Origin of the sequence: Streptomyces sp. NPDC002785 (genome assembly GCF_040295565.1) — a bacterium.
GTDB lineage: Bacteria > Actinomycetota > Actinomycetes > Streptomycetales > Streptomycetaceae > Streptomyces.
Map to the genome: position 1 here is coordinate 1 of NZ_JBEOVN010000014.1, position 24,509 is coordinate 24,509.

Consider the following 24,509-nt stretch of genomic DNA (forward strand, 5'->3'; position numbering starts at 1 on the left):
CTCCCGGCTGGCCGACGAGATGGAGGCCGTGCAACTGGACATGGGAGCTGAGATCCTCGACCACGCCCGCGAGGTGCTGGGGGACACCATGTCCCCATACAGCGAGGTGCGGTACGCCGGGATCAGGCTCGCCGAGTGCCTCAGTGACGCGCTACGCGTCGCCGAGTCCCGAGGGATGCGCCTGCCGTACGAACCCGACCGGGACGAGGGCACCACTGACGAGCACGCACCCGACTCCGACGGCCCGGTGGGCTGATCGCCGACGCCCGAGGCATCGCACATCGCGAGTGCGCGCCGCTTGCGGTGTGCGAGTCGGCGAGGCGGACGCACGGCGGTCGCCTCCGCGGTGACCGCTAGGAGCGTGGGTCAGTAAACAACTCCTGGAATGCCACGCCTCGTGGTGAAGTGCGGCTGCCGACCGCTGCTCTTGAAAAGGCGTGGCTGCCGGGCAGTCGTGATGCGACAATCCGTCCGCAACTTGATCCACATCCGCGTCCCGGAGGTCCGCATGGACATCGCCTCGCTGCTGCCGTTGACCACGTGCCGGTTGTCGTTGCGTCTGTTCACTCCCGGCGACGCCGACGACCTGTACGCCTACCAGAGCCTGCCGAGCGTGGCGCGCTACTTGTACCGGCCGGCGCACACGCGTGAGCGCAGCGAGCAGGTTGCCGCCGAGCGTGCGGCGCAGACGGCCTGGCGCGCCGACGGGGACAAGCTGGCGCTCGCTGTCTGCCGAGGCGATGAGCCCGGCGTCCTTGGAGAGGTGAGCCTCACCCTGGCCGATGCCCGCGCCGCCCAGGCCGAGATCGGCTGGACTCTCGACCCAGGTCACGAGGGACACGGCTACGCGACCGAGGCGGCCGCGGCGCTGGCCGGGTTTGCCTTCGACACGCTGGGCGTGCACCGGCTCTACGCACGGCTGGATGTGGAGAACACCGGGTCTGTGCGGGTCTGTGAGCGCCTCGGGATGCGCCGGGAGGCGCACCTGGTCGAGAACGACCTCGACGGGGATCGCTGGGGCAGCGAGTACATCTACGCGGCGCTGTCCGCGGATCTTGGCAGTCGATCAGGCGATTGAGCCCGACGCTGCCTCCTGTTCGTGATCTTCCATATGGGAGAATCCTGGTATGTCTGGTGGGGATGGCCTGTTCGAGGTGGATCCGGCGGCGGTGGTGAAGCCGGAGATCGCGCCGACGGTGGCGGTGAAGAAGACCTTCCGGGCGTTCGTCCCCGATCAGATGCTGATGCTGCCGCCGTCGCTGGATGAGTGGCTGCCCGAGGGGCATCTGGCCCGATTCGTGGCCGAACTGGTCGACGAGGTGCTCGACCTGGGCCCGATCCTGGCGTCCTACACCGAGAAGCGCGGGTTCCCAGGAGCCCCGAACCCGGGGCCACGAAGAAGGTAACGGGGGCTGGTGGTGTGGCCCTCCACCAGCCGTACTTGCCGGAATTAGGCGCTACAGGCGCTCTCGAACCCACGACGAACAGCGGACGCCGGTGACGCAGACTTGCCATTCCAGGGTCGCGTCAGGCCAGTTGTAGGGCAGGTACTCGTCAGTCCACGTGCCGTTGCCTTTGTCGTTCACAACGGTGTCCCAGTAGGTGTCCACATGCCAACGAATGAATACGCCGTGACCGTCGCGTTCGGTGTCTCCCACACCGAACATGAGCTTCCCCGGGTCGAAGTAGCCGTAGGCGCCCGTGATGACACGGTTCTGAGCCGAGGCTGGTGAGGTCACCCCCACGGCAATCGCAAGCGCAACCCCTGAAACGGCAAAAATGCGGGCGAGACGTCTCACTGAAGTTACCCGCCAGCTGGCGGGTGAGGAGCCAATACCGGTGATGGTCCGGTTGGTGCATTGCATGATTCCTCCTGTTGTCTCAGGCCCGTCGGCCGGTCCGGGGATGGCCTCGCCGTGCTGCCTGATGGGTGCTCATATCGTTACAGCAGCCGGGGGACGGCACTTGGCCCTGCGCGCCGCGTTACTTGGCGGGGCGTGCCGTGCAGGGAGCATCGGCGGAGGCGGCTCGGTGACGGAAGGCACGGGGGCTCAGCCCATACGCTGTCCGGAAGGCACGGCTGAACTCGGCGGGTGCCGGGAACCCCCAGTGGGCCGCGAGGACGGCGATCGGGTATTCGGCCAGCCGCAGGTCTGCGAGGTCGGCACGGCAGCGCTCCAGGCGGCGCCGGCGGATCGAGGCCGCCACGGTCTCCTGCCGGGCGTGGAAGAGCCGGTGGAGCGAGCGGAGGGATATGTGGTGGTGCGCCGCGACGTGAGCGGGGGTCAGCTCCATGCTTCCGAGGTTGCGCTCTATGTAGAAGTCGATCTGTGCGCGCAGGACCTGCTGGCGGGACTCCGGCGATTGCAGATGTCGGGCGTCAACATGCTCGGAGAGGAACGCGGCGGCGAGATCGACCGCGATCGTTCCGAGCCGATGACGCTCGCCCGCGCCGAGATCGGCTGCACGGTCTCGGATGGTGGTCAGGTACTGGCAAAGAACTTGCCCGGTCACCCCGTCCGGGGTGAGCCGCCGGGACAGGACCCGATCGGCCTGACCTGCGGGCAATGGAAAGGCGTGTTTGGGTATCCGCAGCAACGTGACGCAGCCCCACCCATGCTCATCCGGAACAAAGGCTTTCAAAGGGTGAGAAGTATCGAAAAATACCAAGCTGCCGGTGTCGACCTCGGCCTCGTTGCCACACTGGCTGACACTCATTGGACTGCCACCGACCAGGGCGAGCTGATACGTCTCGGGGTCACCGCGCCTGATGTGCCGCAGCGTCCGCGCGGCATGGAGCGACTCGAAGACGAAATGCGCGATCTGTACAGAGCCAAGGTCCACTGCGGCAACACGGGCTTCGAAACCGTGGGCGTGGACACTTCTGAGAGAGAAGGGCGCGATGCTCTCTCGTACCAGCTCTACGTACCAGTCGAACCTGTCGCCCCGCGGCAGCTCGCCGCTCGACATCGAAACCAGAGAGCTGGCACCGACACCCCTGCCGCCCGCCGATCCCCATTCCTCTGGCATGACCACCATCATGAGCGTGATGCTCGAAGTGCGGCAAGTACCCGGCGCTCGTTTCATCCGCTCGTCTGGATCGAGGCTAAGTCTGCCACGCACGCACGAACAGCGACCAAGTTCGCCCCTTCCTGCGGGAGTTGTATGAGTAGGTGGCACTGCAAGCTCCCTCCACGGCCCCGTCCTCTCCGGGGGAGTCGCCGGTGGGCTCCTCGGCGCGCACGAAGGCGCCCTTGATGGGAACCGTGATGACGAGGCATGGTCGCGCAGTTCGCGGACTGCCCTGCGGATGGTGTTGACCGCTACGCCGTACTGCTCGCCGGGCTGCAGGAGATCATGCCGTGGGTCCACCAGTGGTACGACGCGTACGACGAGGAGTGGGGCGACAACCCCGCCAAGGAGTTCCAGACCGCGCTGAACCGTGGCTCTGTGGACCGCAACCTGTCACAGGACGACCTTCGCGCCTGGCGCCCGGAGAAGAAGAAGGCCGGCCGGAAGAAAGCCGCCGAGTAGGGCGCGGGTCAGCGGCGAAGGGGCCTTCAGCCAGACATGGATGAAGGCCCTGACCCGTCAGGCAGTCTCGTCCTCGTTTGGTTCGCTGGCGGCTGCCTCCGGAGCCCCGATCACGTACGTCCCCTTCGCGGGCAGAGTCGCGACGAGTTCGCGCCTGCGCAGTTCCACGATGGCGCGACGTACGGTTCCGATGCTCACCCCGTGTAGCTCTGTCATGGCGCGCTCGCCGGGCAGGGCAGCGCCCTGCGGGAGCTTGCCAGACGCGATATCGGCGGCGATGGCGTCGGCGAGTTTGACGTACTCGTAGCGCGGGAGATCGCTCATCCCTCCACAGTGGCGCACTGCGGAGCAGCACGCAGGGGCGGGACGCGTCGAACCGCGTCCGGACGCGGTACTTTGCGGAGGGATGCAGGGGGACGCAGTTGCGGGTATGGTCGAGACGACAAGACCCCGGCGAGGTGGACAAGACCTCCCGGGGCATGGCCAACGCTGACTTAGGAGCGTCGACATGTACGACCTTATCCGCGGGATCACCGCATGGTTGCTGGGGCTGATCCTCGGCCCCCGCACCGGCCGCCACCGTGCCGGTAGCGCCCCGTACCCCCCAACCGCCCCCGCCCCGACTCGCCGTCCGGGCACACCCCGCCCCCGCCCCCGTCCCCGCCCCGCCGCGGATCTCCCTGCCGCCCGGTCGCCGTACGGGCTGGACCAGGCGCTGGACGGTGGGGCGAGCGCGTTGGTGCGCCCGTATCTCCTCGCCTCGGACCAGGAACGCGTACAGCAGCGTCGGCGGCTCGCGCTGGTGCTCGCCGCCGACTTCGGGCTGGATCTCGATTTGCATGTGGTCGGCGCGCAGTGGGGGGTGGCGGTCTGATGGACGCCCTGCCGAACGTCGCAGCTCAGCCTGTCGCTCCGCCCGCCGACCCGCCCCGTCTGCTCCCCTGGCTGTCGCCCGAGGGCAAGCCGTGCTTCCTCGTCACCGACGACCAGAACAGCCACCTCTCCCGGCTGGCCGACGAGATGGAGGCCGTGCAACTGGACATGGGAGCTGAGATCCTCGACCACGCCCGCGAGGTGCTGGGGGACACCATGTCCCAGTACAGCGAGGTGCGGTACGCCGGGATCAGGCTCGCCGAGTGCCTCAGTGACGCGCTGCGGGTCGCCGAGTCACGCGGGATGCGTCTGCCCGCAACGGACATCCAGGACGCCGAGGATCCCCAGGACGCCGGAACCAGTGACGCGTGACCGGAACAGCCCTTGGGACTCCCGGTCCGCCGGGGTCACCCAGGGTTGTCAAGTGAACTCGCAGGCCAGCGCGAGTGGGGGCATGCAGACAAGTAAGTCATGTTCTGCGGCCTAATTGGTGGTCTGGTTGGGTGGGAAGGGGCGGCGACGGCGGCGGACGGTGGCTTCCGTGGCGTGTGGGGCGGTGACGGTGCAGTCCTTCGGGATGGCGCGGATGGCGAGGGCGACGCCGCTGGTGATGTGACAGCGGCGGCCGATGGCGACGCCGGGACCAATGCTGATGTTGTTGCCGGTCTGGGTGTCGTCGCCGATGACGGCCCCGAACTGGGTGGTTCCGCATCGGTAGAGGCCGAGGCCGGTGCGGATGATGACCTCGCGGTCGGGCTTGCGCATGTCGGCGGTCATGTTGATGGCGGCCACGGTGACGCTCGCCGACAGGTGGGCTCGGGCCCCGATGATCGTCCGGTTCGCGCCGATCCGGTGCCCCAGGACCGCGTCCTCTCCCACGAATGCCGCGGTGACCTCGCAGTTGAAGCCGACTTGGGCCCCGGCGCACAGGACACTGCCCTTGCGGACGGTGGTGAACTCGTGGACCTTGACGTCCGGTCCAATGATCACGTCGTGTCCGATGATCGCTGTGGGGTGGATGTACGCGCTCGGGTGGATGCGCTGGTCTTCGCTGAACATGGTCAGGGCCTCGCGCTGGAGGCCCCGCCACTGGGTCAGGAAGTCGGCCAGGTCGAACTTCTCCAGGCCTGCGTACGTGGTCGTGGCGATGGCCCCTCGGGCGGGGGCGGTGACGTAGTCGCCGAGGATGATCTGGTCCATGTGTGGTGGCCCTTCGGATGGGTGCGGCAGCAGGTTTTGGCCGGGGTACGCTCGCCGTTCACCTGATGCCGGCGCGAGGGAAGTGGTGATGGTCGTGACCCGGCCGCGTGTGGGTGTTGCCGTGTTGACGATGGGCGACCGGATGCCTGAACTGCTGGCTCTGCTTGAGTCGGTGGCCAAGCAGGACGAGCCCGCCGCCCGGGTTGTCGTCGTCGGGAACGGGACGCCACTTGCGGGGTTGCCGGACGGCGTGACCGCGGTGGAGCTGGATGAGAATCTGGGGGTGTCCGGAGGCCGCAACGTCGCTTGGCGGCGGCTGCGCGAGTTCGGGGACGTGGACGTGCTCGTGGACCTGGACGACGACGGGCTGCTGATCGAGACGGACGTGTTCCGGCGGATCGCAGACGCGTACGAGGCGGATAGCCGTCTGGGCATCGTCAGTTTCCGGATTGCGGACGAGACCGGCACAACCCAGCGGCGTCACGTGCCCCGCTTGCGGGCCAAGGACCCGATGCGGCGGGGCTTGGTGACGACGTTCCTGGGCGGCGGTCACGCGCTGTCGATGCCGATGCTGGAGCAGACCGGCGGCTGGCCGGACGCGTTCTTCTTCACGCACGAGGAGACCGACCTTGCCTGGCGGGCGATCGACCGGGGCTGGGACGTCCTCTACGAGCCGCAGCTCGTTCTCCAACACCCAAAGACCTCGCCGGCCCGGCACACGGTCTACTACCGGATGACGGCCCGGAACCGGGTTTGGCTTGCCAAGCGGCATCTGCCCGCCCTTCTCGTGCCGGTCTACCTGGGGGTGTGGGTGGCGTTGACCGTGGTCCGCAGGAAGTCCTTGGCGGGATTGTGGGCCTGGTTCGGTGGGTTCGCCGAGGGCATCCGGACCAGCGGGGGCCCTCGGCGTCCCATCAGGTGGCGGACGGTGTGGCGGATGACTCGACTGGGCCGGCCGCCGGTTGTTTAGGCCGCCGTGGACTCCCGCAGCCAGCCGGGGGCGGCGGCTGGGGTGTTCCTCAGCCAGTTGACGTAGCGGGCCACCCCCTGCGAGACGGTGACGTTCGGCTTCCAGCCCAGGACGTTCTCCATCCGGCGGGTGGCTGCGTACCCGCCGAGGGGATCACCGGCCGGCAGCGGGGCGTCCAGGAAGGTCGTTCTTGGGTAGTGCTCGCGGATCAGTTCCGCGACCTGGCGCACGCTGGTCGGGATGCCGGTCCCGATGTTCACGGTCTCGGTGTGGGCCCGCGGGCTGACCAGGGCCCGCAGGGTGCCCTCGGCGATGTCATCCACGTGCACCATGTCCCGCACCTGCCGGCCGCCGCCGTTGAGGTGCAGGGGAAGGCCCAAATGAGCGCGGGCAGCGAACCAGGCGACCACCCAGGAATGCGAGTTCGGCTTGACCGTCTGCGGCTCGCCGTAGACGGAGAAGTACCGGACAGTCGCGTACGAGGTGCCGACCTGGCCGAGGATGAGAGCGGTCTGTTCCTCGCCCCACGCTTTGGTGTTTCCGTAGACCGACACCGGCCGCCTGCGGGTGAACTCGTGGAACTGCGGCGGGATGCGGCCGTGAACGGACTCCAGCAGCTGCCGCATGGTCAGCAGTTCAGGACTGTCGGTCTCCTCCGGGTTGCCGTCGCCGTACACGCTCGCGGAGGAGACGAAGACCATGCGCCGGATGCGGTCCGTGGCGGCAACAGCGTCCAGGACACTCTGGGTACCGGCGATGTTGGTGTCGATCGCGGCCAGCGGTTCGCGGGTGCACGCGGCCACGTCCGCGAGGGCGGCAGTGTGGATCACGTAGTCCGATTCGGCTACGAGCTTGCGGACCAGCGCCGTGTCCCGGATATCGCCCAGGACCACGTCCGGGTCGGATGCGTGGACCCCGAACAGGTCGGCGTATACGTGCTCGGGGTAGGCGTTCATGGTGCACAGGGCGACGGGGCGGGCGCCCAGGGCCCGGAGCTGGATGGTGATCCGGGAGCCGATGAGCCCCGTGCCGCCGGTCACCAGCACGGTGCTGCCGGCCAGGACGGCGAGGTCTGAGGGATGGTGCACGCTGCCTCCAGAAGCTGGTTCGGGTGAACTCGTGACTGTGCGGGCGGCGAAGCTCGTTGGCCGCAGGTGTTGCCCAGGGCCCTGGGGCCGCCTCCGCCTCTGAGAATCCGCCCGCCGTGCCCGGCCTGACGAGTACCGTGGGTGTCGCGAAACGTGGCGGAAATGCCACGTTCCGTAACGGAGTTCGGGGAGGGTGAGGCCACGGTGGGAACCACGAGCACCAACCCGCATCTGGCGCTGTGGATCGCCGCGACGGGCCTCTCGCACGGCGAGATCGCCCGCCGGGTCGCCACCGAAGCGATCCGCCGAGGTCACCGGCAGATCGCCCCGGACACCACCCGCGTCCGTCGCTGGATCGAAGGCGAACGGCCCCGCCCGCCGGTGCCCGAACTCCTCGCGGCCGTGCTGTCCGAAGCGGTCGGCCAGACGCTCACACCCGGTGACCTCGGACTGACGGCCGCCGGGGTGGTCCTCGATACGATCCAGTTACCGCTGCTGACCGAGGCAGCCGCCCAGACCTTGGCCGGATGGACACAGATGGACCTCTTCCTGGACCGCCGCGAAAGTCTCAAGCTCGCCATCGGCGCCCCGCTGGTCCTGGCCGCCGAACGGATGCTCGGCGGCGTCGCCAGCCGGCTCAACCCCGGACACCAGGGCTTCGACACCGACACCGTCACCGCGCTGGAAGAGGTCACGGCGTTCCTCTCCCGCGCGGACGCCTCCAAGGGCGGCGGCCTGTACCGCTCGGCGATCGTCGCCCAGCTCGCCGAAGTCGCCCGCCGCATCCAGGACGGTGTCCCCGCCTCCCTACGCGCCCGGGTCTTCGCCGCGACCGCCGACCTGGCAGCCCTGGCCGGATGGGTCAGCCACGACTGCGGCCGGTACGCCACCGCTCAGCGGTACTGGAGTTACGGCATCTACGCGGCTGGCGAGGCCGGGCAACGGGACCGCGGGGTCGAGATCGTCACCCGCATGTCCCACCAGATGATCTACCTTGGGCGTCCCGAAGATGCCCTCGGGCTGCTCGAAGTTGCCGCCACTAAAGCGGAGAAACCCGCACTGGAGGCGCTGGTGGCCTCACAGACCGGCCGAGTGCACGCCGCCCTCGGACAGGAACAGCAGGCCGATGCCCACCTCGGCCGCGCCGACAAACTCGTTTCCGAGGGACTCGGCGACGTGCCCGAGTGGGTGGCCTACTTCGACGCCGCCGAACACGCCGGCGCCCGCGCCGTCTCCGCCCGCGACCTCGCCGGATTCCACCCGGCAAGCATCAGGCGGGCCAGCACCCACTTCCGTGACGCACTGCGGCTACGGGCGCCCGGCTTCGACCGCGTCCGCATCATGGACCGGATCGGGCTCGCCGCCGCCCTTTTCGACGAAGCTGAAGTCGAGCAGGCCACAGACGTCGCCCAGCAGGCCCTGACCGAAGCCACCAGGGTGGACTCCACCCTTGTCGCCTCCCGCCTCAACACCCTGCTCGACGCCGCCCGCCCCTACAAGACAGCGGCCGCCGTCGAAGAACTCCTCACCCGTGCCCGCGACCTTGCCACCGCCCAGCCCACCACCATCGCGGCCTGAGAGCGCGGCTACCCTCTCGACAAACCCGCAGACCGGAAACAGCTTCTCAGGCGCGGCGGACCCGCCAGAGCCATGCTGCCGTGCCGACCATCAGGGCGAGGCTTCCCAGGTTGCCCAGGAGGGCCGGGACCTCGCCCGCCGCCCAGCCGCTGATCAGGTTCCAGGTGACGATGACGGTGGTCGGCACGATGACGGTGAGCAGTACGCCGGTGGTCTTCTGGACGGCGGTCCAGTGCACTGAGGTGCAGAGAAGTACCGCGCCGGTGACGCGGAACAGGAAGCCGAACACCGGGCCGGGGTCGAACGCCGCGTCGGGGCCGATGGAGAAGACCATCGTGAAGGGCAGCGAGAGGGTGAGCATCAGGAGCGGGACCAGGGGGTGCACCTTGCCGCGCCGGGCGGGTGCGTCCACGTCGCTCCCGGCCGGGGTGCCCGTGGTCCCGTTCCCCGCCTCGGCCAGCGCTGTCGCCGCGATCGTGCGGGGGTCCCCCAGCTCCGTGAGTATCTCGCCGATCGCGGCGTCGGGGCGCTCGGTGCGCGTCACCTCGATGTGTTCGGCGAGGTCGGCGAGGAGTTCCTGGCGGCGGTCGGCGGGGAGGGCGGAGCACTCGCGCTCGACGGCGGAGAGGTAGCCGCGTACGGGGTCGGCAGAGGTCTTCATGTGAGGTCTCCGGTGGAGGGGTGCGGGGTGGTCAGGAAGGCGTCGACGGCGTTGCGGAAGCCGGGCCAGACGCGGGTGAACTCGTCGAGCGCGGCCCGGCCGCTGTCGGTGAGCGCGTAGTAGCGACGGGGTGGTCCGGAGGCGGACTCCTGCCAGGTGGTGGTGACCAGGTCGTCGCGGCGGAGCCGGGAGAGCAGCGGGTAGACCGTGCCCTGGCTGGTGGCCAGGGCGCCGGAGTCTTCCAGGGCGTGGAGGAGTTCCACGCCGTAGCGGGGGCGGTCCCGCATCAGGGCGAGTACGCAGTACTCCAGGACACCCTTGCGCAGCTGGGCGGCTGCCCGGGCCTGCTTGGTCGAATCACCTGGTTCCATGCGATGCAAGATACCTGGTGAGGCAAGTGGATGGGGAAGGGGGGCGCGGATCCCCTTCCCCATCGCGGGGCTCCGGAGGCACGCTGCGCCTGCCGCACGTACCCGACCAGGACGAGGACATCACCGACGAGGACATCACTGAGCAGGACATCACCGAGGCGGACCGGACCGGCGAGAGGGCCGATCCGGCTCGGACGACCTCCGAGGACGCACCCCGAGACGCGTAACCCCCACGCGTGCACCCGTTCCGGCCGTGTACGCAGGCACAGGGCCGGAACGGGCTCGTTCGCCTCTTCTGCTGGGCCGTCCCCGGCTGTCGCACCGAGCTGGCAGGATGGAGGAACGGTGAAAACGGTGCGGCGGGCCTCGGTGACGGCCCGGACCGGCGAGTGACCGGCCAGCAGAGCCGGGCGGACGCGGTGGGAGCGGGAGCGGCTGATGGCCAGGGGCAGCAATGTCGTGCTGAGGGATGTCCTCGACATCAAGGAGGATGCCCACGCCGGTGACTTCAAGGTCGCCCTGACCGACGGCTTCGGCGATGCCCAGGCCGGATCGGTGGCCGACTATGTGGTCACCGAGCAGCTGGCGAAGGAGTTCGACAAGGCGCTGCGGCTGGTGCGGGGCGCGGTGCGGAAGAACTCGTCGTACGCCGCCTATCTGCACGGCTCCTTCGGCGCCGGTAAGAGCCACTTCCTGACCGTGCTGCACGCCGTGCTCAACGGCGACCCGGCGGCCAGGGCCAAGCCCCGGCTGCGCGAGGTGGTCGGGGAGCACAACGACTGGCTGCCCGGCAAGAAGTTCCTGATGGTGCCCTACCACCTGATCGGCGCCGCCAACCTGGACTCCGCGCTGCTCGACGGTTACGTCAGGACCGTGCGTGCCGAGCATCCGGACGCGCCGACCCCGGCGGTCTACAAGTCGGACGCGCTGCTGGCCGACGCCCGGGCGATGCGGGAGTCGCTCGGCGACGAGGCGTTCGCGCGGCTGCTGCCCACCACCGGTACCGCCGCGCCTGCCGCGCCCCGTACGCCCGTCGCCGACGACGGCCTGGCCCCCATCGGTGACGGCCTGACCCCCATCGGCTCCGCTCCCGCCGACGGCGGCCTGGCTCCCATCGGTTCCGCCACCGCCACCCCGTGGACCGGTGCGGAGCTCGACGCCGCCTTTGCCGCACACGCCGACGACGAGGGCCGCAAGCGCCTCGTCTCCGCCCTCCTCAGCGGCCCCATGAAGTCGTACGCCACCGGCAAGGCCGACGATGTGCGTGCGTTCGTATCGCTGGACGACGGGCTCAGCGAGATCAGCAAGCACGCCCGGGCGCTCGACTACGACGGCGTCGTGCTCTTCCTCGACGAGCTGATCCTCTGGCTCCAGGCCCGGATGCGGGACCGCACCTGGGTCAACGAGGAGATCCAGAAGCTCGTCAAGCTCATCGAGTCGGGCAACGCCGCCCGGCCGGTGCCGATCGTCTCCTTCATCTCCCGGCAGCGCGACCTGTCCCAGCTCGTCGGCAAGGACATCCTCGGCTCCGACGTACAGAACATGGAGCAGGCGCTCCAGTACCTCCAGGAGCGCTTCGAGGTCATCAACCTGGAGGACCGCAACCTCCCGGAGATCATCAAAGAGCGGGTGCTGAAGGCGAAGCCCGGCCAGGAAGAGGTCCTGGAAGGCGCCTTCGCGGGCATCGACCGGTCGAACCAGCAGGTCAAGGACATCCTGCTGGACGACCAGGGCGCCACCAGTGCGAACTGGGACGACTTCCGTGCCGTCTACCCGCTCTCCCCGGCCCTGCTGAACGTGCTCGTCGCGCTGTCCGGCGCACTCCAGCGTGAACGCAGCGGGCTGAAGCTGGTCCAGCAGCTGCTGGAGAAGAACGCCGACGCCCCGCTCGGGCAGCTCATCCCGCTCGGCGACCTGTGGGACATCCTCGTCGACGGCACCGGGGCGGCCTTCACCGAGCAGCTCAAGCGCGAGTCCGACGCCGCCGAGAAGTTCCACGTCAAGGCCCGGGCACACCTGCTGGCGCAGTACGGCCGGGCGGACCACCCCGACTTCCTCGCCGACGACCGGTTCGTCAAGACGCTGCTGCTCGCCGCGCTCGCCCCCGACGTCCCCGCGCTGCGCAGGCTCACCGGCGCGCGGCTGGCCGCCCTCAACCACGGCTCCGTACGGTCGCGGACCGTCCCGCCGGGCGACAAGGTCGCCGACAGGATGCAGGCGCTGCGCGGCACCTTCCACAGTGAGCTGCTCGCCGAGGGCCACACCGATCCGGTGTTCTCGCTGCACCTGTCCGACCTGGACATCGAACCGCTGCTCGACGCCGTCGCCGGTGAGGACAAGGTCGGCGTGCGCCGGGTGTGGGTGCGCGACCGGCTGTGGGAGCTGTTCGGCGTCAAGGACAGTCTGATCGTCGAGAAGGAGATCGTCTGGCGGGGCACCCGGCGCACCGCGGAGTTCGTGTTCGGCAACGTATGCGATCCGCGGGAGGTGGCCGACGAGCACTTCACGCCGTCCGACAGCGCGCACGTCCGCTTCGTCGTCGACTACCCCTGGGACGACAAGGACGGCCGTTATCCCAGTTACGACTACCAGCGGGTGAAGGAGCTGGAGAAGAACGGCCTGTCCGCCGCCACCCTGGTCTGGCTGCCCGACTTCTTCTCCGAGCAGCGCAAGGCCCAGCTCGGCCGGCTGATGCGGATCAACTTCCTGCTGGAGCGCAACCGGCTGGACGAGTACACCCGTACCTACGCGCCCGACGACCGGGTCAAGGCCCGGCGTCAGCTCGAAATCGGCCGGGACACCCTGACCCACACGCTCGTCGCCTCGCTCGGCGAGGTGTACGGCATCTCCGCGCCCAAGGAGGGCACCAAGGCCGCCGAGGTGGTCGAGGGCCGTCATGTCCTGTCGCTCCTGCCGCAGTTCCCGCGCCCCGAGCTGGAGGGCGGCAAGCAGTTCGCGGACAACGTGGCTCACCTCGCCGACGGAATGTTCGGCGCGCTCCACCCCAAGCACCCGGACTTCGGCACCGACCGCCACGGCCAGCGCAAGGCCGTCACCCCGGCCGAGCTGCGCACCGCCCTGGAGTGGATCACCCGCGCCATGGACGACGGGGGACGCGTAGAGGTCGACCGCAACCAGGTGGCGACCGTCAAACGCATCGTCGAACCGCTGGAACTCGGCACGGTCCACGACGGCCCGCTCGTCCTGCGCGCCGACTGGCGTGCCCGCATCAACCAGGCCGCCGCCCAGAACCAGGAGCGGGACGACCTCTCCGTCGAGGACATCCGCCGCTGGATCACCGAGGAACCCCTCGGCTACTCCGGACTCGACAAGCAGACCACCAACCTGCTGATCGCCGCCTACGCGCTGCTGGACGACCGCGCCTGGGTGCTCCACTCCGGCTCCGAGAGCGTGGCCCCCGACTTCATGTCGATCGGGCCCGGCTGGAGGCTGCGCGCCCAGCCGCTGCCCGACAACGAGGAGTACGAGAAGGCCAGGGACCGTGCCGGGCACCTCTTCGGTGTGTCCGCCAAGCCCCAGCCGTACGCGCGCAACGTCAACCAGCTGGCCGCCGATGTGCGCGCCAAGGCGGAGAAGTTCGAGAAGGACGTGGCGGGTGTGCGCGCCGCACTGGACCGGCACGCGGAGCTGGTCGGCCTCGGCGCCGGTACCGCGGTGCCGCGTACCGCGATGCTGCGGGACGCCGCGGGCGTGCTGGCCCGGCTCGGGCGGCACGGCAGCGACGCGACCGCCCTGGTCAAGGAACTCGCCGCGGTCACCCACCAGACCCCCGCCCGGGAACTGGCCCACACCATGGAAAGCGCCGAGGGCGTGCTCGCCGCCCTGGACGCCACCGACTGGCCCGTGCTGAAGCGCGTCCAGAGCCTCCGTGACCGGGACGACAGCGTGGGCGACCGGGCCGGGCGGCTCTTCGACCACATCGCCGAGACCGTCCACGCATCGGAGTTCGAGCGGCCGCTGGCGCCCGTGCTCCGCGAGGTGCGGTCGACGGCGATGGGTATCTTCGACGCCGCGCTCCAGCTGGAACGGACGGCGCCGCTGCCGCCGGCCCCCGCGCCGGGACCCGGAACCGTCTCCCTCACCGAACACGGCAGTCCGGCGGTGTCCTCGCGCCAGGAACCGTCGGCCGGTCCGTCGGCGGGCCCCGCGGAGACCGGGTTCCTGTGGCCCGCACCCGGGCCCACGACCGGGTCCGCGGCCGAAGAGGCCACCGCGGCCGTGCCCGGCCCCCGTGCCGCCCGGCGGGTCGTCCAGGCCGGAGCGAGCGGCCTGGAGACGCTGCTCGCCGGTGAACTGGCCGCCGTACGGCAGGAGATCGAGGACTTCCGCGCCGGGAACCCCGACACACCGGTGGAGATCATCTGGCGGGCGGTCGACGCCGGTGGGCAGACGGGCGGTGCGACGGTACCCGGCCCCTCGGGCGGTCCCGGTTCCGCCGGCGGTTCGGGTTCTGCCGGCGGTTCCGGCGGCCTCGGAGCCGGGACGGACGGGCACCGCTGATGGGCACTCGCCCCGCCGTGGGCCGACGCGCCATCGAAGTCCTGCTGCAAGCGGAACTCCCGGACGCCGGAGGCCGGCGGCTCGTCCTCGTCGACGCCACCTACGAAGGCCCGGGGCAGGGCGCCGAGTTCACCCTGCGCGTCGCGGACACGAGCCGCCGGGTCCGTATCACCGACCAGGACTCCCCGCTCGGCATCGCCGACGCCTGGCAGCGCCACAGCACCGAGGACGACCCGGACGGCGACAGCGTCCTCGTCGTCACCGGAGCGGTCCCCGCCGACCAACTGGGGTGGGACCTGCGGGCCCACGCCGTCCGCCACCGCCCGCTGGCCGTCGACCGCGCCGAGATCGTCAAGCAGCTCTTCGGCGCCACCGACGTCGACCCCCGGATGGCCGGTGAACGCTGGCTCCTGGACGCACTGCTGGAAGCCGAACCGGCCGACGGCTGGCCCCGTGCCGGAGCCGTCCTCACCCGCGACCGGGCCGTACGCACCCTCCTTGCCGCACGGCTCGCACTCGGTGACACCACCACCGACACCCTCGACCTCGACGCCGACACGCTGTTCGCCTGGACGCGTACACCCACCGGCCCCGCACGCTACGCCGCGCTGCCCGTCGCCGAACGCGACGGGCTCAGCGACTGGCTCCTGCGGACCGTCGGACCGGCCGCCCCCACCCTCCTGGCCCTCGCCGCCGACGGGCGCGGCGCGGACGCTCTGCCGCTCGGCGCACTCGCCTCCGCCGCACTGGCCTCCGCCACGCCGGAATCCACCGGATTCGCGCTCGGTACCCTCTTCGGCCCCGCGCTCGCCTCCTTCGACGCGCTGCGGCCCTTCGCGGACGCCGTCACCGGAGTCCTCACCCGCTGGATCGCCGAGGCCGAAGGCCACGGACCGCAGCGGGCCGACGCCCGCGACCGGGTACTCGACATCCTCGACCGTGCCGACCGGCTCGCCGACGACGCCCGGCTCGGCCCCCTGACCGGAACCGACCGGCTGCTGCCCTCCGGCTACCGGACCCGGCTGCGTCATCTCGCCGGTACCCTGCACGGCCTGGCGAGCGACGCCCAGGCCGCACTGCGCGACCTCACCGGGCACCACCTCGCCGCCCTGTACGCCGACTCCACCGAGAATGCCCGCACGGCGGTGCACTTGGTCCGCTGGCTGCAGGAACCCCTGCAGCCCGTGGAGTCGGTGGCCCACGGCGTCCACAGCCATCTGACGTCCTCCGGCTGGGCCGACCTGGCCGTCGGGGTCCTCGCCGAGGGCGACACCTCCCGGGACCCGGCCGTCGCGGACGCCTACCAGCGGCTGATAGGAGCGGTACGGGCACGAAGGGCCACCCTCGACGAGCAGTTCGCCCAGCGGCTCGCCCTCTGGAGCGAAGGCGCCTGCCGTCAGGCACCCGGAGGCGCACTGCTCATCGAGGACGTGCTGACCGAGGCGGCCGTACCGCTCAGCAGGACGCTCGAACGCGACGGCGACGGGGCAGCCGGCCGCGAGCCCGGCAGGCCGCTGATCCTCGTGCTCGACGGCATGAGCGCCGACGTCGCCGTACAGCTCGCCGGCGCGCTCGACCGGCGGGCATGGACCGAAGTGGTCCCCAAGCCGCGCCCCGGCGAGGACGCCGCCCGCCGGGCCGCCGTGTCGATGCTGCCGTCCGTGACGACCCTCAGCAGGGCCTCCCTGCTGTGCGGACAGCCCGCCGAGGGCGGACAGAGCACCGAACGCGCCGGGTTCACCGCGTTCTGGAAGAAGCGCCACCGCGCCGCCCAGCTCTTCCACAAGGGCGGTTACGAAGGACCGCCCGGTCACCGGCTGGCCCCCGAGGTACTTCAGGCCCTGGCCTCCGACGACATCGTCGGAGTCGTCCTCAACACCGTCGACGACGCGCTCGCCGACGGACGCGAAGGCGCCCGGGGCCGGTGGGTGCCCGAGGACATCGGCAAACTGCCCGACCTGCTGAAAGAGGCACGCAACTACGGCCGTCCGGTCGTTCTCGTCTCCGACCACGGCCACATCATCGACCGCACCCCGCGTGACCACGGGCAGCAGCCCCTGGGGGGCAAGGCCGAAGGAGCCCGGTGGCGCACCGGGACCCCGGCGGACGGCGAGATCGAGGTATCCGGTCCCCGGGTGCGCGGCCGGATCACCCTGGCCTGGCGCGAGGACCTGCGCTACACCGCCCGGCAGGCCGGCTACCACGGTGGCGCCTCCCTCGCAGAGGTCACCGTCCCCGTCATCACCCTGGTGCCGTCCGCGGACCTGGTCCCCGAGGGATGGACACTGCTGCCGACCGAGCGCATCGCCCCGGGCTGGTGGCGCGACGACGAGAAGAGCCCCGCCTCCGGGGCCGAGCCGTCCGGGGACGTGGCTGCGACCGCGCCCGGCAAGAGGCCGGACGTCCAGCACCAGGAAACCGGTGACCCCACCACCGGTCAGGACAGCCCCGGCGCCCGTACCGTACGGTCCGCGTCCTACAAGGCACAGCGCGAATTCGTCCGTGGCGCACCCGCCGACAAGGCCGTCGCCGCCGTGCTCGACGCGCTCCTTGCGGCGGGGGGAAAACTGTCGCCCGGAGCGGTGACCGCCGCCGCCCAGGCCGCCACGGGGCGCTCGCAGCGCAATCCGGAACGCTTCGCCACCGTCCTGGAACGCCTCCTCAACATCGACGGCTACTCCGTGCTCCAGCTCATCGAGTCCGGACGCACCGTCCAGCTCGACAGGGCACTGCTGGAGCAACAGTTCCTCGGAGAGACGGCATGAACACACCGGCATCCGACGTCAGCGCCGTGCGGCGGCGCGACGTGGTCGACGCGTTGCGGCGCGGCACCGTGCCGCAGGCCGGCCTCGGGCTTTTCGCCGTCGGCCTGGAACGCTTCGAAGCGGCCCTCGACGACGACCTGGCCACCGCAGCCCGTGGGGGCTGCGCGTTCCACGCCCTGCGGGGCGAGTACGGCTCGGGCAAGACCTTCTTCGCCCGCTGGCTCGCCGAACGCGCCAAGCGGCGAGGACTCGCGGTGAGCGAGGTGCAGATCTCCGAGACCGAGACGCCGCTGCACCGCCTGGAGACCGTCTACCGCCGACTCGTCGAACGTCTCACCACGGCCACCCACCAGCCCTCCGCCCTCCGGGCGGTCGTCGACTCCTGGTTCTACGCCCTGGAGGAGGAGGTCCTCGCCGCCGGTGAGGTCGCCGACGACGACGAGGAGGCGCTGGCGCAGGCCGTCGACGAACTGCTGGAACGCCGGCTCGCCGACGTCGCCCGCACCACCCCGGCCTTCTCCGCCGCCCTGCGCGGCTACCGCCGTGCGGTGGCCGCCGGTGACGGCGCGCACGCCGAAGCGCTGATCGCCTGGCTCGGCGGCCAGAAATCGGTGGCCGCCGCCGCCAAGCGTGCCGCGGGCATCCGCGGCGACCTCGACCACTTCGGCGCCCTCGGCTTCCTCCAAGGACTGCTGACCGTCCTGCGGGACTGCGGACACCCCGGACTGCTCCTGGTCCTCGACGAGGTGGAGACCCTGCAACGCGTGCGCGGCGACGTACGCGAGAAGTCCCTCAACGCGCTGCGCCAGCTCCTCGACGAGATCGACGCCGGACGCTTCCCCGGCCTCTTCCTCGTCATCACCGGCACCCCCGCCTTCTACGACGGACAGCAGGGCGTCCAGCGCCTTGCGCCCCTCGCCCAGCGGCTGGCCACCGACTTCACCACCGACCCCCGCTTCGACTCCCCCCGCGCCGTCCAACTGCGGCTGGCCGGATTCGACCTGGACTCGCTCGGCGAACTCGGGCGCAAGGTGCGGGACCTGTACACGGGAGCGGCCCGCCACCCGCAGCGGATTGCCGACCGGGTGGACGACGCCTACCTCGACGAACTGGCCCGTGCTGTCACCGGGTCCCTCGGCGGCAAGGTCGGCATCGCCCCGCGCCTGTACCTGCGCAAGCTCGTCGCCGACATCCTCGACAGGGTCGACGAGTTCCCCGACTTCGACCCCCGTGCGCACTACGCGCTCACCCTCAACAGCGCCGAACTCAACGAGACGGAACGCAGCGCGGCCACCGGCGCCGGGGACATTCAGCTGGACCTGGGCCCCGAGCTGGACCTGGGCCCCGAGCCGGACCTGGGCCTCGCGCCGGACCGGTCATGAAGGAACCGGACCTGTCATGAAGGAAGAGGCCGACGTCTTCGACCTCCTGGACCCCGTCCTCGGGCACCACATCGTCAACGCCCTCGGCTGGCGCTCCCTGCGCCCTCTGCAGGAAGAGGCGGTCGAGCCGCTCCTGGGCGGCGAGGACGCCGTACTCCTCGCGCCCACCGCTGGAGGAAAGACCGAAGCGGCGGCCTTTCCCCTGCTGACGCGCATGAACCGGCAGGGCTGGAAGGGCACCAGCGTGCTGTACGTGTGCCCGCTCAAGGCCCTGCTCAACAACCTTCACCCACGGCTGCGGACCTACACCGGGTGGATGGGCCGCACGGCCGAGCTGTGGCACGGCGACATCACCACGAGCCGACGGCGCCGCATCCTTGCCCAGCGCCCCGACATCCTCCTCACCACACCCGAGTCCCTGGAATCCATGCTGGTCAGCGCACACGTCGACCACCGCTCCTTCTTCTCGGGACTCCACACGGTCGTGATCGACGAGGTGCACGCGTTCGCGGGCGACGACCGGGGCTGGCACCTGCTCGCCGTACTGGAACGCCTGAGCCGTATCGTCGGCCGCCCGCTCCAGCGGGTCGGCCTCTCCGCCACCATCGGCAACCCCGGTGAGCTGCTGACCTGGCTTCAGGGCTCAGGACACGGGCGCCGGCCCGCGCGGGTTGTCGCGCCTCACCTCGCGCAGGAGAGCCGAGCAGAGGTGGACACGGAGGGACAGGCCGCCGCGACGCCGCCGCCCGGGGATGTGGAACTCGACTACGTCGGTTCCGTCGCGAACGCCGCCACCGTCATCGCGGCCCTGCACCGAGGTGAGAAGCGTCTGGTCTTCTGCGAGACCCGCCGCACCGTTGAGGAACTGGGCGAGCAACTGCGCCTGAAGGGCGTCACGACCTTCCTGTCCCACGCCTCGCTGTCCGTCGATGAACGACGGCGCGCCGAAGAAGCCTTCGCCGAAGCACGCGACTGCGTGATCGTCTCCACCAGCACTCTGGAACTCGGCATCGACGTCGGCGACCTGGACCGCGTCATCCAGCTCGACGCTCCGGCCACAGTCGCTTCGTTCCTCCAGCGCATCGGCCGCACCGGACGCCGCTCCGGCACCACACGCAACTGCCTCTTCCTCGCGCTCACCCCCGAAGGGCTGCTCTCGGCCGCTGCGCTTCTGCTGCAGTGGTCCCGTGGCTGGGTTGAACCCGTCGTCGCGCCGCCCGAGCCCCGCCACCTGGTGGCCCAGCAGCTGCTGGCCCTGTGCCTGCAGGAGCACCGGGTCGGGGAGAACCTGTGGCGGGAGTGGTGGGGCGGCATGGGCCCCTTCGGGCCGGGCGCGCTGCCCGTCGTCCGCCACCTGGTCGAGGAGGGGTATCTGGACCAGGACGGTGGACTGCTGTTCATCGGCCCGGAGGCCGAACGACGCTACGGTCACCGCCACTTCATGAAACTGACGGCGATGTTCACCTCCCCGCCGGAGTTCACCGTACTCAACGGCCGTACCGAGATCGGCCGCACCGACCCCGACTTGCTCACCGAGGAGATCGACGGCCCGCGCAAGCTGCTTCTCGCGGGTCGCAACTGGCTGGTGACCTACATCGACTGGACGCGCAAGCGCTGTTTCGTGGAGCCGGCCGACGAAGGAGGTCGCGCCCGCTGGAGCGGCTTCGGCGCGGATCGTATCCGCTCCTTCGCCCTGACCCGCGCCGCCCGGGACGTACTCCTCGGCCAGGACCCACCGGTCCGCCTGACCGCACGCGCAACGGCCAAACTTGCCGAAGCACGTGACGTCCACCTGCACGCAGTCCACCCCGGTGGAACCGTGGTCACCCGACACGCCGACGGCGACGTCCGCTGGTGGACATGGGCGGGCCACCGTGCCAACGCCACTCTGGCAGCGTCGCTGGCCTCGGTGGCGGTCCCGCATCGGCGCGTCAGCGACCAGTGGATCCGGCTCCGCGACGACCTCACGCATCAGGTCTGGCAGATCGCCCGCGCGGACACCGGGGCGGGCCTGTGCCTGCCCGAGGTCGACAGCCGGGCGGTTCGTGGCCTCAAGTTCGGAGAAGCCCTCCCGCTCCGCCTGGCCGAGGCCACCCTTGCTGCGCGCATGACGGATGAGGAGAGTGCCGGCATGGTCCTCACCGAACCGGCGCGCTTCATCACGCTCGGCAACACGTAGCGCCGCCGTTCCCGCTGCAACGGCACAACCCGGCGCCGCTGCAGGAACCTTGTCATGGCGGGCGGGTGAGTGAGCGGCGACTGCGGATGACGAAGGAACAGGTCGCTTCGTTTACCGAGGAGTACCAGACGCTGCTGCACACATACGCAAGTGAGCCCGGCGAACACCCGCCGGACGCACGCCGGATGGCCGTACGCCTGGTGATGCTGCCCGACGACGGCCGCAGGGTCGAACCACCGGTCGATGACGTGTGAGCGGGCGCGGCACGCCCGTTCGCGGTTCTCCCGGCGCCCGGGGCGGGGCGGTGACGGCGGGGCCGACTACGCTGGCGTTGCCCGCCCGTTCAGTGGGTCCTGCCGGGGGTGTTCCCATGTCGGGCCGAGCTCTCAGCTGCTCGTGATTTCCCCGTACGGAGGAGCGTCCTGTGACGGCCGGAATGCCCAAACCCCAGATCGACACCAGCAAGCCCCATCCCGCGCGTGTCTACGACTGGCTGCTGGGCGGCAAGGACAACTATCCGGTCGACCAGCAGGTGGGGGAGACGCTGCCCGAGGAGGCGCGGGGCAACGCGGCGCGGAACCGGGCCTTCATGCACCGGGCCTCCGCGTGGCTGGCGCTGGGCGGGATCTCGCAGTTCCTCGACATCGGCACGGGCATCCCCACGGCGCCCAATCTGCACCAGGTCGTCCAGGCCATCACACCGAATGCCCGGATCGTCTACGCGGACAACGACCCGATCGTCCTGCGTCACGCGGAAGCGTTGCTGATCAGCAGCCCGGAGGGTGTCACCGACTACATCCACGCGGATGTACGGCAGCCGAAGGCGATCCTCGAACACGCCCGTGAGCTGCTGGACTTCAGCAGGCCCATCGCGCTGTCCCTGATCGCGCTGATGCACTTCCTGCCCGACGACCAGGACCCGTACGGCATCACCCGCACCCTGGTCGAGGCCCTGCCGGCGGGCAGCTTCCTGGTGCTCTCGCACGGCACGGCCGACCAGCATCCCGAACTTCGGCAGGAGACCGAGAGCGCGTACAAGAAGGGGGCGATCCCGCTGAGGATGCGTACGCGGAGCGAGGTCGAGCCCTTCTTCGACGGCCTGGACCTCGTCGAGCCCGGGCTGGTGTTCGCCACGGAGTGGTACCAGGGGGAGCCTGCGCCGGTGCGGGAACGCAGTGGCTTCTACGTGGGTGTCGGGCGGGTGCGCTGAGCCGGGGGGAGTGACGTCCGGGACCGATGAGCCGGGGCCAAAGCGGCAGTTTTCACCGGCACGGTCACCGTCCTGCCACTCAGCTGGAAACGGCCGGACCGACGCCGCCCGCGATGATGCGGGAGTTCTGGCGGTACGCGGCCGAGGCCTGCGGCCCGCCCGCGGTCGCGACCCGCGGGCTACCGCAGCGGCTTCGCGAAGCAGATGCTGTTCTCGTACGTGCGGTAGTGACCGAACTTCTCGCACGGGGTGTAACCGCTGGACGTGTACAGCGCGATCGCTTCGGGCTGCTTGTCCCCGGTCTCCAGCACCATCCGGCTACGGCCAGCCGCCCGCGCGTCGGCCTCCAGGGCGGCCAGGATGCGGCGCGCCAGCCCGTTGCCGCGGCCCTCGGGTACCACGAACATCCGCTTGATCTCGGCGTCGCCGTCGGAGTAGCCCTCGTCGTTCCGGTCCTGGGAGCGCCAGCCGCCGGTGGCGACCGGGCGGCCCGGCGCATCGTAGGCGAGGAGGTACAGACCGTTCGGCGGCTCGAACATTGATGCGTCGAGCGGTGTGACATCGCCCTCGTCGCCGTATCGCTCGGCGTATTCGAGCTGCACCTGGTCGTTGAGTTTGACGGCATCGGCGTGATCGAAGGGCCGAAAGTGGATATTCATGCGAGTTATGGTACAGGTATGCACCCGTGGGGTGTCGGTATCGTGCCGTAATGCTCACTGTGACCAGCGTCAATGTAAATGGGCTCCGCGCCGCCGCCAAGAAGGGCTTCGTCGAGTGGCTGGCCCGGACCGAAGCCGATGTGATCTGCCTGCAGGAGGTGCGGGCCGAGCCGCAGCAGCTGCCCGACGAGGTGCGCGAACCCGAGGGCTGGCACACCGTGCACGCACCGGCCGCCGCCAAGGGGCGGGCCGGTGTCTCCCTCTATACGCGGCGGGCGCCCGAGCGCGTGCAGATAGGGTTCGGCGGCTTCGGGGACGCCGGGAGCGAGGAGTTCGACGCGAGTGGCCGCTACATCGAGGTCGACCTGCCCGGTGTCACGGTCGCGAGCCTGTATCTGCCCTCCGGCGAGGTCGGCACGGAGAAGCAGGACGAGAAGGAACGGTTCATGGCCGCGTTCCTCCCGTATCTGAAGGGCCTCAAGAAGCGGGCGGCGGCCGACGGCCGTGAGGTCGTGGTGTGCGGCGACTGGAACATCGCCCACCAGGAGGCCGATCTGAAGAACTGGAAGGGCAACAAGAAGAACTCCGGCTTCCTCCCCGAGGAGCGGGAGTGGCTGACCCGGGTCTTCGACGAGGCCGAGTACGTCGACGTCGTACGGGCGCTGCACCCGCAGGAGGAGGGGCCGTACTCGTGGTGGTCCTACCGCGGGCGGGCCTTCGACAACGACACGGGCTGGCGCATCGACCTCATCGTCAGTTCCCCTCGCATGGCGGAGCGTGCGGTGAAGGCGTACGTGGAGAGGGCCGCGAGCCATGCGGAACGGTGGAGTGATCACGCGCCCGTGACTGCCGTTTTCGACCTGTAGGGAGCGGCAGCGGAAAGCCCCGTCCGGCCGTGTTGCTCGCCGTCGCCGGACGGGGCCGTAATAGGGGGTGCTACACGCGCTGCACACTGTCCGGCGGGACCAGCCATTCACGGCCCCCACCCTCGGGCCACAGGAACGCCGCAGGGCTCTTCCGGCGCGCGCCCGGCAGATCGGCGGGGTCCTCGTAGTCCCGGATCACGGCACGCAGGATGCCGATCCTCCCGGCGTCGTCCTTGACCGGCTTGCCGATGTCCGCCCGGGTGACCATCAGTGCCCCTCGGGGTGGCGCCGCATGTAGACGTTGCAGTCGGTCACGGTCGTCCAGTCACCCACGACGCGAGCGCGGTCCCGCACTGCGGCCAACTCGACACAACCAGCGCATTCTTCGACCGGGGCCGGTTCCGGGTCCAGTCGCAGCGGCAGTTCAACCGGTGGGGTGCTGTATCGCGTGGGTTCGGTCATGGCGGGAGCGTGACCCACCCTCGCGGACGTATCTCGCCCCACATGGCGGACAGTTGAGACGTTCGGCGCTAGGGTCGAAGAAAGCCTAAAAGGGCACGGTGAGGGGGGTTGACTTGAACGCCGCTCTTCAGTCCGCCATGGAAGGCGCAGGCTTGTCCACGCGCCAGCTAGCGTACCGGGTGGGGGTATC

25 protein-coding genes and 1 pseudogene are annotated in these 24,509 nt (G+C 70.2%); 16 read left to right on the forward strand and 10 right to left on the reverse strand.

Annotated elements, in window-relative coordinates:
- The 3 genes and pseudogenes from ABTZ94_RS06175 to ABTZ94_RS37765 all read left to right on the forward strand — a co-directional run.
- Positions 1–256, forward strand: a 256-nt coding sequence (locus ABTZ94_RS06175; protein WP_351198001.1) for a hypothetical protein, incomplete at its 5' end; no start/stop codon positions are given.
- 252 nt (positions 257–508) lie between these two features.
- Positions 509–1,078, forward strand: coding sequence for a GNAT family N-acetyltransferase (locus tag ABTZ94_RS06180; RefSeq protein ID WP_351198003.1), 570 nt, complete (start codon positions 509–511; stop codon positions 1,076–1,078).
- A gap of 124 nt (positions 1,079–1,202) precedes the next feature.
- Positions 1,203–1,373 (forward strand): annotated as a pseudogene (locus ABTZ94_RS37765) (IS5/IS1182 family transposase); the annotation flags it as partial.
- 84 nt (positions 1,374–1,457) lie between these two features.
- On the opposite strand, the gene ABTZ94_RS06190 reads toward ABTZ94_RS37765, so the two are convergent.
- Together ABTZ94_RS06190 and ABTZ94_RS06195 are read right to left on the reverse strand one after the other, a co-directional pair.
- Entirely contained in the window at positions 1,458–1,865 is a 408-nt protein-coding gene (locus ABTZ94_RS06190; protein WP_351198005.1) for a hypothetical protein, read from the reverse strand.
- 118 nt (positions 1,866–1,983) lie between these two features.
- Positions 1,984–3,042, reverse strand: a complete 1,059-nt coding sequence (locus tag ABTZ94_RS06195) for a helix-turn-helix domain-containing protein (RefSeq protein WP_351198006.1) — start codon at positions 3,040–3,042, stop codon at positions 1,984–1,986.
- Positions 3,043–3,279: 237 nt separating this feature from the next.
- Between ABTZ94_RS06195 and ABTZ94_RS06200 the strand changes: the two genes are divergently transcribed.
- Complete coding sequence (locus ABTZ94_RS06200; protein ID WP_351198008.1) at positions 3,280–3,534, forward strand: DUF7008 domain-containing protein; 255 nt, start codon at positions 3,280–3,282, stop codon at positions 3,532–3,534.
- Between the two features lie 57 nt (positions 3,535–3,591).
- Here ABTZ94_RS06200 and ABTZ94_RS06205 read toward each other — a convergent pair whose 3' ends face one another.
- Positions 3,592–3,858, reverse strand: coding sequence for a GntR family transcriptional regulator (locus ABTZ94_RS06205; RefSeq protein WP_351198010.1), 267 nt, complete (start codon positions 3,856–3,858; stop codon positions 3,592–3,594).
- Positions 3,859–4,042: 184 nt separating this feature from the next.
- On the opposite strand from ABTZ94_RS06205, the gene ABTZ94_RS06210 reads away from it, so the two are divergent.
- Positions 4,043–4,408, forward strand: coding sequence for a hypothetical protein (locus ABTZ94_RS06210; RefSeq protein WP_351198012.1), 366 nt, complete (start codon positions 4,043–4,045; stop codon positions 4,406–4,408).
- Entirely contained in the window at positions 4,408–4,779 is a 372-nt protein-coding gene (locus ABTZ94_RS06215) for a hypothetical protein (protein WP_351198014.1), read from the forward strand. Before ABTZ94_RS06210 ends, ABTZ94_RS06215 begins: the two co-directional genes overlap by 1 nt.
- A 111-nt stretch (positions 4,780–4,890) precedes the next feature.
- Here ABTZ94_RS06215 and ABTZ94_RS06220 read toward each other — a convergent pair whose 3' ends face one another.
- The gene (locus tag ABTZ94_RS06220; protein WP_351198016.1) at positions 4,891–5,607 is read right to left on the reverse strand and encodes an LbetaH domain-containing protein; all 717 of its coding nucleotides are present in this window, start codon (positions 5,605–5,607) and stop codon (positions 4,891–4,893) included.
- Between the two features lie 88 nt (positions 5,608–5,695).
- Between ABTZ94_RS06220 and ABTZ94_RS06225 the strand changes: the two genes are divergently transcribed.
- On the forward strand, positions 5,696–6,577 hold the full coding sequence (locus ABTZ94_RS06225; RefSeq protein ID WP_351198018.1) for a glycosyltransferase family 2 protein: 882 nt from the start codon (positions 5,696–5,698) through the stop codon (positions 6,575–6,577).
- Here the strand turns inward: ABTZ94_RS06225 and ABTZ94_RS06230 are convergent.
- Entirely contained in the window at positions 6,574–7,665 is a 1,092-nt protein-coding gene (locus ABTZ94_RS06230; RefSeq protein ID WP_351198020.1) for an NAD-dependent epimerase/dehydratase family protein, read from the reverse strand. The two genes, ABTZ94_RS06225 and ABTZ94_RS06230, sit on opposite strands and share 4 nt — an antisense overlap.
- Positions 7,666–7,827: 162 nt before the next feature.
- Here ABTZ94_RS06230 and ABTZ94_RS06235 point away from each other — a divergent pair, with 162 nt between their 5' ends.
- Positions 7,828–9,243, forward strand: a complete 1,416-nt coding sequence (locus ABTZ94_RS06235) for an NsdA family TPR-like regulatory protein (protein ID WP_351198022.1) — start codon at positions 7,828–7,830, stop codon at positions 9,241–9,243.
- Between the two features lie 46 nt (positions 9,244–9,289).
- Here ABTZ94_RS06235 and ABTZ94_RS06240 read toward each other — a convergent pair whose 3' ends face one another.
- Positions 9,290–9,904 (reverse strand): HAAS signaling domain-containing protein, encoded by a 615-nt coding sequence (locus ABTZ94_RS06240; RefSeq protein WP_351198024.1) that lies wholly within the window; start codon positions 9,902–9,904, stop codon positions 9,290–9,292.
- Positions 9,901–10,275, reverse strand: a complete 375-nt coding sequence (locus ABTZ94_RS06245) for a PadR family transcriptional regulator (RefSeq protein WP_189547959.1) — start codon at positions 10,273–10,275, stop codon at positions 9,901–9,903. Before ABTZ94_RS06245 ends, ABTZ94_RS06240 begins: the two co-directional genes overlap by 4 nt.
- Before the next feature lie 26 nt (positions 10,276–10,301).
- Between ABTZ94_RS06245 and ABTZ94_RS06250 the strand changes: the two genes are divergently transcribed.
- The 7 genes from ABTZ94_RS06250 to ABTZ94_RS06280 all read left to right on the forward strand — a co-directional run bounded on the left by ABTZ94_RS06250 (position 10,302) and on the right by ABTZ94_RS06280 (position 22,332).
- Positions 10,302–10,502 carry a hypothetical protein gene (locus ABTZ94_RS06250; protein ID WP_351198026.1) on the forward strand — a complete coding sequence of 67 codons (201 nt, stop codon included), beginning with the start codon at positions 10,302–10,304 and terminating at the stop codon, positions 10,500–10,502.
- Between the two features lie 211 nt (positions 10,503–10,713).
- Positions 10,714–14,796, forward strand: coding sequence for a DUF6079 family protein (locus tag ABTZ94_RS06255; RefSeq protein WP_351198028.1), 4,083 nt, complete (start codon positions 10,714–10,716; stop codon positions 14,794–14,796).
- A complete protein-coding gene (gene pglZ / locus ABTZ94_RS06260) occupies positions 14,796–17,561 on the forward strand; it encodes a BREX-2 system phosphatase PglZ (protein ID WP_351198030.1) in 2,766 nt (921 codons plus the stop codon). Before ABTZ94_RS06255 ends, pglZ begins: the two co-directional genes overlap by 1 nt.
- On the forward strand, positions 17,558–18,943 hold the full coding sequence (brxD, locus tag ABTZ94_RS06265; protein WP_351198032.1) for a BREX system ATP-binding protein BrxD: 1,386 nt from the start codon (positions 17,558–17,560) through the stop codon (positions 18,941–18,943). The genes pglZ and brxD overlap by 4 nt, the downstream gene beginning before the upstream one ends.
- 16 nt (positions 18,944–18,959) lie before the next feature.
- Entirely contained in the window at positions 18,960–21,122 is a 2,163-nt protein-coding gene (locus ABTZ94_RS06270) for a DEAD/DEAH box helicase (protein WP_351198034.1), read from the forward strand.
- Between the two features lie 65 nt (positions 21,123–21,187).
- Positions 21,188–21,376 carry a hypothetical protein gene (locus ABTZ94_RS06275; protein WP_351198036.1) on the forward strand — a complete coding sequence of 63 codons (189 nt, stop codon included), beginning with the start codon at positions 21,188–21,190 and terminating at the stop codon, positions 21,374–21,376.
- 170 nt (positions 21,377–21,546) lie between these two features.
- Entirely contained in the window at positions 21,547–22,332 is a 786-nt protein-coding gene (locus ABTZ94_RS06280) for an SAM-dependent methyltransferase (protein ID WP_351198038.1), read from the forward strand.
- Positions 22,333–22,511: 179 nt separating this feature from the next.
- Here ABTZ94_RS06280 and ABTZ94_RS06285 read toward each other — a convergent pair whose 3' ends face one another.
- Positions 22,512–22,991 (reverse strand): GNAT family N-acetyltransferase, encoded by a 480-nt coding sequence (locus ABTZ94_RS06285; protein WP_351198040.1) that lies wholly within the window; start codon positions 22,989–22,991, stop codon positions 22,512–22,514.
- Positions 22,992–23,041: 50 nt separating this feature from the next.
- Here ABTZ94_RS06285 and ABTZ94_RS06290 point away from each other — a divergent pair, with 50 nt between their 5' ends.
- Entirely contained in the window at positions 23,042–23,857 is an 816-nt protein-coding gene (locus tag ABTZ94_RS06290) for an exodeoxyribonuclease III (protein WP_351198042.1), read from the forward strand.
- A gap of 70 nt (positions 23,858–23,927) precedes the next feature.
- Here ABTZ94_RS06290 and ABTZ94_RS06295 read toward each other — a convergent pair whose 3' ends face one another.
- Complete coding sequence (locus tag ABTZ94_RS06295) at positions 23,928–24,125, reverse strand: hypothetical protein (protein ID WP_351198044.1); 198 nt, start codon at positions 24,123–24,125, stop codon at positions 23,928–23,930.
- Entirely contained in the window at positions 24,125–24,319 is a 195-nt protein-coding gene (locus ABTZ94_RS06300; RefSeq protein ID WP_351198046.1) for a hypothetical protein, read from the reverse strand. The genes ABTZ94_RS06295 and ABTZ94_RS06300 overlap by 1 nt, the downstream gene beginning before the upstream one ends.
- Positions 24,320–24,509 lie beyond the last annotated feature (190 nt).

Bases quoted from the DNA above. Each gene is read 5' to 3' on its own strand.
- ABTZ94_RS06180 (WP_351198003.1), top strand. From the start codon at position 509: ATGGACATCGCCTCGCTGCTGCCGTTGACCACGTGCCGGTTGTCGTTG.
- ABTZ94_RS06190 (WP_351198005.1), bottom strand. From the start codon at position 1,865: ATGCAATGCACCAACCGGACCATCACCGGTATTGGCTCCTCACCCGCC.
- ABTZ94_RS06195 (WP_351198006.1), bottom strand. From the start codon at position 3,042: ATGATGGTGGTCATGCCAGAGGAATGGGGATCGGCGGGCGGCAGGGGT.
- ABTZ94_RS06200 (WP_351198008.1), top strand. From the start codon at position 3,280: ATGGTCGCGCAGTTCGCGGACTGCCCTGCGGATGGTGTTGACCGCTAC.
- ABTZ94_RS06205 (WP_351198010.1), bottom strand. From the start codon at position 3,858: ATGAGCGATCTCCCGCGCTACGAGTACGTCAAACTCGCCGACGCCATC.
- ABTZ94_RS06210 (WP_351198012.1), top strand. From the start codon at position 4,043: ATGTACGACCTTATCCGCGGGATCACCGCATGGTTGCTGGGGCTGATC.
- ABTZ94_RS06215 (WP_351198014.1), top strand. From the start codon at position 4,408: ATGGACGCCCTGCCGAACGTCGCAGCTCAGCCTGTCGCTCCGCCCGCC.
- ABTZ94_RS06220 (WP_351198016.1), bottom strand. From the start codon at position 5,607: ATGGACCAGATCATCCTCGGCGACTACGTCACCGCCCCCGCCCGAGGG.
- ABTZ94_RS06225 (WP_351198018.1), top strand. From the start codon at position 5,696: ATGGTCGTGACCCGGCCGCGTGTGGGTGTTGCCGTGTTGACGATGGGC.
- ABTZ94_RS06235 (WP_351198022.1), top strand. From the start codon at position 7,828: ATGCCACGTTCCGTAACGGAGTTCGGGGAGGGTGAGGCCACGGTGGGA.
- ABTZ94_RS06240 (WP_351198024.1), bottom strand. From the start codon at position 9,904: ATGAAGACCTCTGCCGACCCCGTACGCGGCTACCTCTCCGCCGTCGAG.
- ABTZ94_RS06245 (WP_189547959.1), bottom strand. From the start codon at position 10,275: ATGGAACCAGGTGATTCGACCAAGCAGGCCCGGGCAGCCGCCCAGCTG.
- ABTZ94_RS06255 (WP_351198028.1), top strand. From the start codon at position 10,714: ATGGCCAGGGGCAGCAATGTCGTGCTGAGGGATGTCCTCGACATCAAG.
- pglZ (WP_351198030.1), top strand. From the start codon at position 14,796: ATGGGCACTCGCCCCGCCGTGGGCCGACGCGCCATCGAAGTCCTGCTG.
- brxD (WP_351198032.1), top strand. From the start codon at position 17,558: ATGAACACACCGGCATCCGACGTCAGCGCCGTGCGGCGGCGCGACGTG.
- ABTZ94_RS06270 (WP_351198034.1), top strand. From the start codon at position 18,960: ATGAAGGAAGAGGCCGACGTCTTCGACCTCCTGGACCCCGTCCTCGGG.
- ABTZ94_RS06285 (WP_351198040.1), bottom strand. From the start codon at position 22,991: ATGAATATCCACTTTCGGCCCTTCGATCACGCCGATGCCGTCAAACTC.
- ABTZ94_RS06290 (WP_351198042.1), top strand. From the start codon at position 23,042: ATGCTCACTGTGACCAGCGTCAATGTAAATGGGCTCCGCGCCGCCGCC.
- ABTZ94_RS06295 (WP_351198044.1), bottom strand. From the start codon at position 24,125: ATGGTCACCCGGGCGGACATCGGCAAGCCGGTCAAGGACGACGCCGGG.
- ABTZ94_RS06300 (WP_351198046.1), bottom strand. From the start codon at position 24,319: ATGACCGAACCCACGCGATACAGCACCCCACCGGTTGAACTGCCGCTG.